At 71.2% G+C, this 10,615-nt stretch carries 11 protein-coding genes; 5 read left to right on the top strand and 6 right to left on the bottom strand.

The annotated features are described in order from the left end of the window. The first annotated feature begins 219 nt into the window (after positions 1 to 219). On the top strand, positions 220 to 609 hold the full coding sequence (locus tag IE209_RS33080; protein ID WP_189691114.1) for a RidA family protein: 390 nt from the start codon (positions 220 to 222) through the stop codon (positions 607 to 609). On the opposite strand, the gene IE209_RS33085 is transcribed toward IE209_RS33080, so the two are convergent. Both IE209_RS33085 and IE209_RS33090 read right to left on the bottom strand, forming a co-directional pair. Beyond that, entirely contained in the window at positions 606 to 1,286 is a 681-nt protein-coding gene (locus tag IE209_RS33085) for an alpha/beta hydrolase family protein (protein WP_189691115.1), read from the bottom strand. The two genes, IE209_RS33080 and IE209_RS33085, sit on opposite strands and share 4 nt — an antisense overlap. A 28-nt stretch (positions 1,287 to 1,314) precedes the next feature. Next, the gene (locus tag IE209_RS33090) at positions 1,315 to 2,235 is read right to left on the bottom strand and encodes a LysR family transcriptional regulator (protein WP_189691116.1); all 921 of its coding nucleotides are present in this window, start codon (positions 2,233 to 2,235) and stop codon (positions 1,315 to 1,317) included. A 92-nt stretch (positions 2,236 to 2,327) separates the two neighbouring features. On the opposite strand from IE209_RS33090, the gene IE209_RS33095 reads away from it, so the two are divergent. After that, on the top strand, positions 2,328 to 3,152 hold the full coding sequence (locus IE209_RS33095; protein WP_189691117.1) for an NAD(P)H-dependent oxidoreductase: 825 nt from the start codon (positions 2,328 to 2,330) through the stop codon (positions 3,150 to 3,152). On the opposite strand, the gene IE209_RS33100 is transcribed toward IE209_RS33095, so the two are convergent. Genes IE209_RS33100 through IE209_RS33115 form a run of 4 tightly spaced genes read right to left on the bottom strand, consistent with a single transcriptional unit; the run spans position 3,118 to position 7,368 of the window. After that, positions 3,118 to 4,479, bottom strand: coding sequence for a glutamate carboxypeptidase (locus IE209_RS33100; protein WP_189691118.1), 1,362 nt, complete (start codon positions 4,477 to 4,479; stop codon positions 3,118 to 3,120). The two genes, IE209_RS33095 and IE209_RS33100, sit on opposite strands and share 35 nt — an antisense overlap. 47 nt (positions 4,480 to 4,526) lie before the next feature. Further along, entirely contained in the window at positions 4,527 to 5,774 is a 1,248-nt protein-coding gene (locus IE209_RS33105) for an MFS transporter (RefSeq protein ID WP_189691119.1), read from the bottom strand. 53 nt (positions 5,775 to 5,827) lie between these two features. Beyond that, entirely contained in the window at positions 5,828 to 6,685 is an 858-nt protein-coding gene (locus IE209_RS33110) for an alpha/beta hydrolase (protein WP_189691120.1), read from the bottom strand. Next, the gene (locus IE209_RS33115; protein ID WP_189691121.1) at positions 6,682 to 7,368 is read right to left on the bottom strand and encodes a TetR/AcrR family transcriptional regulator; all 687 of its coding nucleotides are present in this window, start codon (positions 7,366 to 7,368) and stop codon (positions 6,682 to 6,684) included. The genes IE209_RS33110 and IE209_RS33115 overlap by 4 nt, the downstream gene beginning before the upstream one ends. 163 nt (positions 7,369 to 7,531) lie before the next feature. On the opposite strand from IE209_RS33115, the gene IE209_RS33120 reads away from it, so the two are divergent. Genes IE209_RS33120 through IE209_RS33130 form a run of 3 tightly spaced genes read left to right on the top strand, consistent with a single transcriptional unit; the run spans position 7,532 to position 10,502 of the window. After that, entirely contained in the window at positions 7,532 to 8,398 is an 867-nt protein-coding gene (locus IE209_RS33120; RefSeq protein ID WP_189691122.1) for a fumarylacetoacetate hydrolase family protein, read from the top strand. Beyond that, complete coding sequence (locus IE209_RS33125; RefSeq protein WP_189691123.1) at positions 8,395 to 9,180, top strand: alpha/beta fold hydrolase; 786 nt, start codon at positions 8,395 to 8,397, stop codon at positions 9,178 to 9,180. The genes IE209_RS33120 and IE209_RS33125 overlap by 4 nt, the downstream gene beginning before the upstream one ends. Before the next feature lie 2 nt (positions 9,181 to 9,182). Then, positions 9,183 to 10,502 carry a metal-dependent hydrolase family protein gene (locus IE209_RS33130; RefSeq protein WP_189691124.1) on the top strand — a complete coding sequence of 440 codons (1,320 nt, stop codon included), beginning with the start codon at positions 9,183 to 9,185 and terminating at the stop codon, positions 10,500 to 10,502. Positions 10,503 to 10,615 lie beyond the last annotated feature (113 nt).

Genomic DNA, 10,615 nt, shown 5'->3' on the forward strand with positions numbered 1-10,615 from the left:
CAGGCTTTCATGCGCAGGGGCGAGTACACGCACTCATGACTGGTTTGGATGTCGCACTTCGTGTAGACATCCCATCCCCCTCAAGGGGCGCACCCGGCGGCCGGGCGGAGCCCGTTCCGCGGCTGCACTCGCATGGCCTGCTCCGCGGCCTTTTGAACCCTTGCTTGCGAGCCGGTTTCATGCCCTGCGGGTGGCGCGCGAGCGCCATGGGGAACTGAAATGGAATCGATCGAACGCATCGGCGCCGTGGTGCGCGCCGGCCAGCGCCAGCCGATCTCGGCCGCCGTGGCCTGGGACCGGCTGGTCTTCGTCTCGGGCCAGGTGCCCATGACGCCGGCCGGCCCGGCCGCGCCCGACATCGCGGGCCAGACCCACGCCACGCTGGACCACATCGAACGCATCCTGCGCGAGGCCGGCTGCACGCTGGAAGACGTGGTCAAGACCACCGTCTGGCTCACGGATGCGGTGGACTACCCTGCCTTCAACGCGGCTTACGCGGAACGCTTTCCGGCCGAACAGGCGCCCGCGCGCTCGACCGTGATCGCCGGACTCATCGCGCCCGTGAAGGTGGAGATCGAAGCAGTCGCCGTGCGGCCTGCGGCCTGCTAGACCGGCAGCCGCCAGGCCTGCGTCCAGGCCCACAACCCGTCCAGCAGTTCTTCCATGGCCTCTTCGTCGCTGCGGCCGCTGCGCCGCAGCACATGGAAGCCGTGGTCGGCCTCGGCGATGGCCAGGTGCGTGGCGAGGCCGCCCAGTTGCGCGACCAACTCCGCATAGGGGCCGGCCTCGGCCAACGCGTCGCGCGTGCCGCGGACGAAGAGCATGGGCAGCGCGATCTGCGCCAGGTGCGCGGCGCGCTCCGTCCCGGGCCGACCGGCCGGGTGCAGCGGAAATCCCAGGAAGACCAGGCCCGCGACGCCGGGCAGCGCCTCGGCCGCCTGGGCCTGCGAACTCATGCGCCCGCCGAAGGACTTGCCGCCCGCCAGCAGCGTGGCCCCGGGCCAGCGGCCTTGCGCCCAGGCCACGGCGGCACGCACCGTGGGCTGCGCGACCGGGGCCGCGTCCACCCGGCGCGAACCGGCCTGCATGTAGGGAAACTGGTAGCGCAGGCAGGCGATGCGGCGCTCGGCCAGGCCCTGGGCAACGCCGGCCATGAAGGGATGTGCCATGCCGGCACCAGCGCCGTGGGCGAACACGTAGGCGGCCTCGGCGTCGTCCGGCGTCGTGGCGATGGCATCGACGCGGTGGCCGAGCGCCGTGGTGAGGGTGAAGGACTCGGTCTGCATGCCCGCCGCATTCTGCGCGCCCGCGCGCTCACCGTGGCCGACGCGGTGCTTTCTCGGCGCAGAGCGCATGCAGCGTCTCGCGCACCCAGCGCTGGCCCGCATGGCCATGGTTGCGCTCGTGCCAGACCATGCCGACCGCGAAGCCCGGCACGGCGAACGGCGGTGCCACGGTGCGCAAGGGCTGCGCGCTGCCCGCGGCCAGGCGGCGCGGCACGAGGGCCACGAGGTCCGACGCGGCGACCAGTTGCGGCAGCAGCAGGAAGGACGCTGCAGACACCGCCACGCGGCGCCGCAAGCCCAGCCCCGCCAGCGCATCGTCCACCGGCGTGGCGAAGTCGCCACCGCGCAGCGACACCACGACATGCTCCAGCTGGGCATAGGCCTGCGCGCTCAGCCCCTTGCGCAGGCGCGGATGCCCCTGCCGGCCGATCAGCACGTAGTCCTCGTCGAACAGGTGGCGTGTGCGCAGGCTGGGCGGTGCCTCCGCAGGCGTCATGAGCGCCAGGTCCACGTCCCCGCGCGCCATCTGCGCGTCCAGGCTCTCCAGCTCCAGGTGGCACATGGCCACCCGCACGCCCGGCGCACGCTGGCGCAAGGCCAGGCACAGCGGCTGCACCGCCACGGCCTGCAGGTAGTCGGTGCAGGCGATCGTCAGCGCGAGCTCGGCGCGCGCTGGATCGAAGTTCGCCTTTTCGGCCACCGTCGCCCGCACCTGGTCGAGCGACTGGCGCAGCGGTGCCAGCAGTTCCACCGCCTTCGCGGTCGGCGTCATGCCGCGCTGTGCCGGCACCAGCAAGGGATCGTCGAACAGCAGACGCAGCCGCGCCAGCTGCGCGCTGACGGCCGGCTGGCTCAGGTGCAGTCGCGCGGCGGCACGGGTCACGTTCTGCTCGGCCAGCAAGGCCTCCAAGGTCACCAGCAGGTTGAGGTCGAGCCGCTTGCCATCCATGGTATGGATGGTAGGGCAGAGACCACGCGATTTCAAAGATGGCTGCACCGAGGCCAGACTGGCGGCATCTCCTCTTCAGAGCGCCACCCGCCATGTCCAGAAACGTCCTCATCGTCCATGCCCACCCCGAGCCGACTTCCCTCACGCAGCAACTGGTGGAGGTGTCGCGCGACAGCCTGCGCGCCCAGGGCCACACCGTCGTGGAGTCCGACCTTTACGCCATGCGCTGGAAAGCCGTGTTCGACGCGGACGACTTCCCGAGCCGCGCCGACCCCGACCGCCTGTCGTTCGTCCGCGAATCGGGCCATGCCCTGCGCAGCGGCCGCCAAACGCCCGACGTGGCCGAGGAGCAGCGCAAGGTGCTGGCCGCCGATGCCGTGCTGTTCCAGTTCCCGCTGTGGTGGTTCGGCATGCCCGCCATCATGAAGGGCTGGTTCGACCGGGTCTGGGCCCACGGCCTGGCCTACGGGTACCGGGATGCGGGCAACCTGCACCGCTACGGCGATGGCGCCTTCCGCGGCAAGCGCGCGCTGCTGTGCGTCGCCGCGGGCGGGCCCGCCGTGGACTACGCGGCGCGCGGCATCAACGGGCCGATGGAGCAGCTGCTGTTTCCGATCACGCACGGGTCCCTGTTCTTCCCCGGTTTCGAGGTGCTGCCCACCCATGCGGTCTACGGCGCCGGCACCCTGGAGGGGCCGGCCCTGCACGCGGCCAAGCAGGGCTGGCAGGCGCGCGTGCAGCGGCTCTTCGAGGACGCACCCATCGCCTTTCGCCACCAGAACGGCGGCGACTATCCCGATCGCCATGTGCTGGCCGACCATGTCGCGGTCGGCCAGGACGGGCTCATGGCGCACGTCGCCGGCGCCGCGCCCCGCCTCGCGCCTACCAGCCGACCTGGCCGCGGCCCGTGTCCATGACCATGCGCGCGGCGAGGTACAGGCGCGGCGCCACGTTGGACACCAGCACGTACTCGTCGTCGTTGGAGTGCGCGCCGAAGCCGCGCAGGCCGAAGCTTTCCAGCACGCCGCCGCGCGGGCGCAGGCCGGCGAAGGCTGCATCCGTGCCGCCGCCGGTGGCACGCTCGCGGATCTCCAGCGGCATGTCGAGACCGCCGTACAGGCCGCGCGCATGCTGTGCCAGCGCACGCGAGGCCGCGTTCGACACGAAGGCCGGGCGGCTGCGGTAGAAGGTCAGGTCGATCTTGGTGTCCGGGATCAGCTTGTCCTCGATGGACTTCTTGAGCGACGCCTCCATGAGGTCCAGGTCGGCATTGGTCAGCGAGCGCACGTCGGCCACCGCCGTGGCCTCGGCCGGGATCACGTTGCGCGAGTTGCCGGCGTTGGCCACGGTCCAGTTGATCTGCAGGCCCTTGGCCGGGTCGCCGAACTGGCGCGACTTGAGCATCTGGTGCGCGAGCTCGTACAGCGCGTTGCGGCCCTGCTCGGGCGCGGCGCCGGCATGGCTGGCCTTGCCGGTCACCTTCATCTCGACGATGGCGATGCTGCTCGTGGCCAGGCGCACCATGTCGCCGCCCTGGGCCGTGGCGCTGCCGCCGCCCTCGAACGAGAACACCGCGTCGTAGGCGCTGCCCAGTTCCGTCAGGAAGGGACCGGAGCCCGGCGAACCGACCTCCTCGTCGCCGTTGATCAGCACGCCGAGTTCCGCATAGTCGTTGAAGCCATTGCGCGCCAGCAGTTCCACCACGTGCAGGATCAGCGCCACGCCCTGCTTGTCGTCGGCGATGCCCAGGCCGTAGGCGCGGTCGCCGTCGATGCGGAAGGGCTGCTTGGCGCCCATGCCGCGCGGGTACACCGTGTCCATGTGGGCGATCAGCAGCACCTTCTTGGCACCCGTGCCCTTGCGCGTGGCATAGACCATGCTGCCCAGTTCCGCGCCCTTCAGTTGCGGGTGGAAGCCCGGCGCGCGCGTGGGCTTGATCTCCACCTGCATGCCGGCCTTGCGCAGCCGCTCGGCCACGGTGCCGCTGAGCTGGCGCAGGCCCTCCAGGTCACGGCTGCCGGACTCGATGCCGACCAGCGTCTCCAGCGTCTTGAGGTAGGCGCCGACCTCGGCCTGCGTCTGCGCGCGCAGCGCGGCGTCCACGGGCAGGGCCGCCTGGGCGGGTGCGGCGGCGGTCGCGGCGGGTGCAGCAGCCTTCGGCGCCATCGGCGCGCAGGCGCCGAGCAGCAGCGCCGAGGCCAGGGCACCGGCCAGCAGGCTGGGACGGAGAGAAACGAACGACATGCAAACTCCTGGGAATCCGAAAAGCCGCGCAGTGTAGAGCGCGTGGCTCAAGCCGCCACGCGCCGCAGCCGCTGCACGCGCCACAGCAGCGTGGCCGTGATGCTCAGGTTCAACAGGTTGAAGGCGATGCCGTTCAAGAAGGCCGCGTGGTAGCTGCCGGTGAGGTCGAACACCTTGCCCGACATCCAGCCGCCCAGCGCCATGCCGAACAGCGTGGCCATGATGACCGTGCCCACGCGCGCGCCGGCCTCCTGGGGCGGGAAGTACTCGCGCACGATGATGGCGTAGGACGGCACGATGCCGCCCTGGAACAGGCCGAACAGCGCCGAGATCACGTAGAGCGGCACCAGGCCGTCGAAGGGCAGGAACAGCAGCAGCGCCACGCCCTGCAGCGCCGAGCCCAGCAGCAGCGTGCGCAGGCCGCCGATGCGGTCGCAGATCCAGCCCGAGATGAGCCGGCTGACCACGCCGAAGCCCAGCATCAGCGCCAGCATCTCGGCGCCGCGCGCCGCGCCATAGCCCAGGTCGCCGCAGTAGGCCACGATGTGCACCTGGGGCATGGACATGGCCACGCAGCAGGCCAGCCCGGCCACGCAGAGCAGGCCCTGGGCCGAGCCCAGCGACAGGCCGAACGGCCGGCCCGTGACCAGCGCCGCCGCCGAGGCCGCGGCCGGGCCCTGCGGCGCCACGGCCACCGTCGGCGGGCGCTGGCGCATGCACAGTGCCAGCGCGCCCACCGCGAGACTGCAGAACACGGCCATGCCCAGGTAGGTCTGGCGCCAGCCCACGGTCTCGATGAAATGCTGGGCCACGGGCGGCCACACGGTTCCGGCCAGGTAGTTGCCGCTGGCGCACACGCCCACGGCCATGCCGCGCCGGCGCTCGAACCACAGCGCGGTGTCGGCGATCAGCGGGGCGAAGCTGGCCGAGCAGCCCAGAAAGCCGACCAGCAGCCCTTGCGCCAGCGCGAACACGAGGATGCTCTCGGCCATGGCACTGGCCCAGTAGCCCAGGCCCAGGCACAGGCCGCCCAGCCCCAGCGGCCAGCCGATGCCGAAGCGGTCTGCCAGCTTGCCCATCAGCACGCCGCCCGCGCCGAAGCCCAGCATCAGCAGCGTGTAGGGCAGCGAGGCATCGGAGCGGGCCACGCCGAACTCGGCCTGCACGGCGGGCAGCGCGACCGACACCACGTACATGCCGCCGTTGCCCACAGCCATGAGCAGCAGGGCGACGCCGAGCCGGAACATGGCGTAGGGCGAATCCACGCCGGGGCTCGGCTGATGGTGTGTCTCCATGGTTCTTCTTCTGGTTCGCGCAAAGCCCGAACCCTACACCAAGCCGGCGACGTTCACAGGCCGAGCAACCCCAGCGCGAGCCGGTGCGCGCGCGCGGCCGGATCGGCCAGTTCGTGCAGCACGTTCATGTGGTGGCGGCCCGGCACGCTCTCGCAGACCGGCACCGCGGCCTCGCCCCAACGTTCGCGGATCAACGCGTTCTGGCGCTGGAACTCGGCGCTCTCCTCGCCGCCGACCAGGGCCAGCAGCGGTCCGGGGGGCGCCGGCATCCAGGCCGGGCTCAGCTGCAGGGCCGTGGCCTCGGTCAGTTGGAGGTCCGGTGCGAGGAAGGGCGCATGGCGCAGCGGCTCCAGCTCGTAGATGCCCGACAGCGCCAGCGCGCCGCGCAGCGGCTGCGCCGGCATGCGCCGCTCCACGGCACGCCAGTCGCAGGCCAGCAGCATGGCGGCCAGGTGGCCGCCGGCGCTGTGGCCGGCCAGCGCGATGCGCCGGCGGTCCACGCCCAGGGCCTCGGCCTCGCGCCAGACCCAGGCCACGGCCTTGACCATCTGCTGCACGATCTGCGCGATGCTGGCATAGGGCGCGAGCGCGTAGTTGGGCAGGATCACCGAGGCGCCAGCCGCCACGAAGGGCTCGGCCACGAAGCTGTGGTCGCGCTTGTCCAGCGCGCGCCAGAAACCGCCGTGGATGTAGATCAGCACCGGTGCGTCCGGCGCGGCCGCCGGAAACAGGTCCAGCGTCTCCTTGGTGCCTTCGCCGTAGCGCAGGTCGAGCTTGCCGCGCAGCCTGCCACGCGTGGCCTTGGACGCGTCGGTCCAGTACTGCAGGATCTGCGGATGCTCGGGAATGGCGGCGCGCGTGTGGTACTGGGCGTCGTACCAGGCGGGGTCATGGGCGGCTTCGGTGTTCATGCGGATGCCTTTCTTCTGGCGGTGCGGGGCGCGGCCGCGGGCTTGTGCGCAGCGGCTTCGCGCAGGGCGGCATCGACCATGGCGTCGGCCATCCACAGCGCGGTGCGCTCGACCTCGCGGTCGCTCACGCCCCAGATGTCCTTCAGGATCACGTAGGGCTCGATGCCGTAGATCACCGACAGCGCGCGGTGCAGCCGGTCGTAGACGGCCTGCGGCAGCTGCGGCGCGAGCGGCTCCAGCGCGTGCTCGAGGATGCGCACGCGGTGGCCGCGGCGGAACGGCTCCTCCTCCAGCAGGCCGGCCCGCTCCTGCGCCCACTGCTCCAGCGACAACAGCGCGGCCGCGCGCAGCTGCGGCTCGAACTCCTTGAAGCGCGGGAAGGTCTTCTTGAACAGCTCGTGCAGCCGCGCGTGGCCGTCCGGCAGGTCGGACGCATGGCTGCGCACCGGGCCCAGCGAGGCCTCGATCACGGCCGTCAGCAAGGCGCTGCGGCTCCTGAAGTAGCGGTAGGCCGTGGCGCGCGACACCTTGGCGCGCACGGCCGTCTCGGCCACGGAGGGGATGTGGCCACCGTCCTGGATGATGGCCATGGCCGTTTCCAGCAGCAGCTTGAAGGTGGCCGCCTTGACGCCGCGCTCGGGCGGCTGCGGTGGGGGACTGTGCGGGAACTTGGGGCGCGCCATGCGGGTTTGTCCGGGTCTGGTTGTGTTGTTTGCGTCTTGCGCGTCTAGACCTGCTCATTATGATCCGCCCATCCCGTCATGAGACACCCGTCTTAAAACGGACATGCGATCTCACAGCCAGGGCACAAGCCCTGCGACATGTGCGGCACCAGGAGACAACCAGATGCGGCTTGCCAGCTGGCGGTGGGGTGGTACGGACCACGTGGGACTGATCTCGCCCGATGGACGCGAGGCCACGCCGCTGGCGTGCGCGGACGCGAGCCGCGGCGTGCAGCCACTCCTCGAGGCACTGGCCGAAGGCCGGCCCCTGCCGCGCGAAGCCGGCACGCGCCTGCCGGTCTCGGCCATCACCTTGCGCGCGCCGCTGCCGCGTCCGCACCGCAACCTGTTCTGCGTGGGCCGCAACTACCGCGCCCATGCGGCCGAGCTGGCCGGCACCGTGTTCCGCGACAGCCTGCCCAAAGAAGACGAATGGCCCATCGTCTTCACCAAGACCCCGCAGACCGTGATCGGCCCCTACGACACCGTGCGCCTGCCCGGTCGCGCCGTGACCGAGCAGATCGACTACGAGAGCGAGCTGGCCATCGTGATCGGCAGGCCGGGCCGCGACATTCCCCGAAGCCGCGCGATGGAACATGTGCTGGGCTACACCGTGGTCAACGACGTGAGCGCGCGCGACGTGCAGACGCGCCACCAGCAGTGGGACCTGGGCAAGAGCTTCGACACCTTCTGCCCCATGGGCCCCTGGATCGTGACGGCCGACGAACTCGACGGCCGCGCCACGCGCGTGCGCGGCTGGGTCAACGGCGAGCTGCGCCAGGACGGGGCTACGTCCGACATGATCTTCGACATCCCCACGCTCGTGGAAACCTGCTCGCGCGGCATCACGCTGCTGCCCGGCGACGTCATCGCCACGGGCACGCCCTCGGGCGTGGGCATGGGTTTCAAGCCGCCGCGCTGGCTCCAGGCCGGTGACGTGTTCAAGGTCGAGATCGACGGCATCGGCGCCATCGAGAACAGGTTCCAATGAGCTTGCACCTGATCGAGCGCATGGTGGCGGAGGACGAGGGCGAGGGCGACGCCGTCGTCTGCATCCACGGCCTGGGCGGCAGCGCCAACACCTTCGGGCCGCTGCTGCCGGCGCTGGCGCGCCAGCGCGTGCTGCGGCCCGACCTGCCGGGCAGCGCCCGCTCGCAGCGTGCCGAGGGCGCGCTGACGATCCAGCGCTATGTCGACGCCGTGCTGGCCTTCTGCGACCGCGCCGGCATCGCGCGCGCGCATGTGCTCGGCCACTCGATGGGCACCATCGTCGCCCAGCACCTGGCGGTGCACAAGCCGAAGCTGGTGCGCAGCCTCGCGCTGTTCGGCCCGCTGATCGCGCCGCCCGAGCCGGCCCGCAACGCCATGCGCACACGCGCCGCCAAGGCGCGCGAAGGCGTGGCCGCCATGCAGGAGATCGTGGACCAGCTGAGCCAGGTGGCGGTGTCGTCCGAGACGCGGCAGAAGAACCCCCTGGCCGTGGCCTTCGTGCGCGAGAGCCTGATGCGCCAGGAGCCCGAGGCCTATGCCCGCAGCTGCGAGGCGCTGGCCGGCGCCGAGGCCGCGGCCGTCGACCGCATCGCCTGCCCGGTGCTGCTGGTCACGGGCGATGAGGACGGCGTGGCACCGCCGCAGAACGTGCGCGCCATGGCCGAGAGAATTGCTGGTGCCCGCGCGCTGGTGCTGCCGCGCTGCGGCCACTGGACGCCGGTCGAGAAGCCCGAGGACTGCCAGCGCGCGCTGCGCGAGTTCCTGGCCAGCGTGAGGAACTGAGCATGGCGGATGTCCACTTCACCAACGTGCGCATCTTCGACGGCGGCGGCGAGCAGCCCTTCCTGGGCGAGCTGCTGGTCTCGGGGAACCGCATCCAGCGGGTCGTCAAGACGGCCTTCGGCCAGCGCAGCCAGCCGGTCGCGGGCGCCCTGGTCATCGACGGCGGCGGCGCCTTCCTGATGCCGGGCATGGTGGAGGCCCACACGCACTTCAGCTGGAACGACCAGCCCAGCCTGGACGCGATCCAGCGCATGCCGCCCGAGGAGCACATCCTGTGGTGCGCCGAAGTGGCCAGGCGCTACCTGGACATGGGCTGGACGAGCTGCGTGGGCGCGGCCTGCGCCAAACCGCGGCTGGATGTCGTCATCCGCAACGCGATCAACGACGGCACCATCGTGGGCCCGCGCTACCTGGCGGCCAGCCAGGAGATCACGGTGCCCGGCGGCCTGGGCGACACCACCCAGCCGCACCTGCCGCAGCCCGAGTTCGCGTTCGGCGCCGTGGTCAGCGGTGCCGAGGAGATGCGCCGCTGCGTGCGCATGTTCGCCAAGTACGGCGTGGACTCGCTCAAGATCAACCTCTCGGGCGAGTCCATCACGGGCATGTCGTCCGAGATGAGCCAGTTCACCGAGGAGGAGATCCGCACCTGCGTGCAGGAGGCCAAGGCCTGGGGCAAGCGCGTGGCCGCGCATGCGCGCAGCACCTGGGCCATCAAGCAGTGCGTCAAGCAGGGCATCGAGGTGATCTACCACGCGAGCTTCGCCGACGAGGAGGCGCTGGACCTGCTGGAGGCGCACAAGTTCGAGCACTTCATCGCGCCCGGCCTGGCCTGGCTGATCCGCACCGTGAACAACGCGAGCGAATACGGCCTCACGCCCGAGGTCACGAAGAAGATGGGCTACCACCGCGAACTGGAAGCCGCCATCGCGAGCATGCAGGCCATGCGCAAGCGCGGCATCCGCATCCTGCCCGGTGGCGACTACGGCTTTGCCTGGACACCGCACGGCACCAATGCGCGCGACCTGGAGTACTTCGTCCGGCACGTGGGCATGAGCACCATGGAAGCGCTGCTCTCGGCCACCGCCTGGGGCGGCCCCATGATGAAGCAGGGCAAGGACATCGGCTACCTGCGCGAGGGCTGCCTCGCGGACATCCTGCTCATCGACGGCGACCCGCTGGCCGACATCACCATCCTGCAGGACAAGGCGCGCATCCTGGCCGTGATGAAGGACGGCGCGTTCCACCGCGCGCCTCCGGTGCGCGAAGGCAGCGGCTCGGCCTATCTGCGCGAGGTCCGCCCGATGAACCGCTGGGCAGCATAGATGGAACACCCCCAGTCTCCGCGCTGCGCGCTTCGCCGACCCCCTCGAGGGGGCGCCGCCAGCGGCCTGGCAGAGGTTCTATGGTCCGCGTCAAGCCGGCGAGGCCGTGCGAT

Source organism: Pseudorhodoferax aquiterrae (assembly GCF_014652235.1).
In the GTDB taxonomy this organism is placed as follows: Bacteria; Pseudomonadota; Gammaproteobacteria; order Burkholderiales; family Burkholderiaceae_C; genus Pseudorhodoferax; species Pseudorhodoferax aquiterrae.

What these genes read in the sequence shown, in the direction of transcription:
- IE209_RS33110 (WP_189691120.1), bottom strand. Translation starts at nt 6,685, where the DNA reads ATGAACACCGAAGCCGCCCATGACCCCGCCTGGTACGACGCCCAGTAC.
- IE209_RS33095 (WP_189691117.1), top strand. Translation starts at nt 2,328, where the DNA reads ATGTCCAGAAACGTCCTCATCGTCCATGCCCACCCCGAGCCGACTTCC.
- IE209_RS33130 (WP_189691124.1), top strand. Translation starts at nt 9,183, where the DNA reads ATGGCGGATGTCCACTTCACCAACGTGCGCATCTTCGACGGCGGCGGC.
- IE209_RS33090 (WP_189691116.1), bottom strand. Translation starts at nt 2,235, where the DNA reads ATGGATGGCAAGCGGCTCGACCTCAACCTGCTGGTGACCTTGGAGGCC.
- IE209_RS33080 (WP_189691114.1), top strand. Translation starts at nt 220, where the DNA reads ATGGAATCGATCGAACGCATCGGCGCCGTGGTGCGCGCCGGCCAGCGC.
- IE209_RS33125 (WP_189691123.1), top strand. Translation starts at nt 8,395, where the DNA reads ATGAGCTTGCACCTGATCGAGCGCATGGTGGCGGAGGACGAGGGCGAG.
- IE209_RS33085 (WP_189691115.1), bottom strand. Translation starts at nt 1,286, where the DNA reads ATGCAGACCGAGTCCTTCACCCTCACCACGGCGCTCGGCCACCGCGTC.
- IE209_RS33115 (WP_189691121.1), bottom strand. Translation starts at nt 7,368, where the DNA reads ATGGCGCGCCCCAAGTTCCCGCACAGTCCCCCACCGCAGCCGCCCGAG.
- IE209_RS33105 (WP_189691119.1), bottom strand. Translation starts at nt 5,774, where the DNA reads ATGGAGACACACCATCAGCCGAGCCCCGGCGTGGATTCGCCCTACGCC.
- IE209_RS33100 (WP_189691118.1), bottom strand. Translation starts at nt 4,479, where the DNA reads ATGTCGTTCGTTTCTCTCCGTCCCAGCCTGCTGGCCGGTGCCCTGGCC.
- IE209_RS33120 (WP_189691122.1), top strand. Translation starts at nt 7,532, where the DNA reads ATGCGGCTTGCCAGCTGGCGGTGGGGTGGTACGGACCACGTGGGACTG.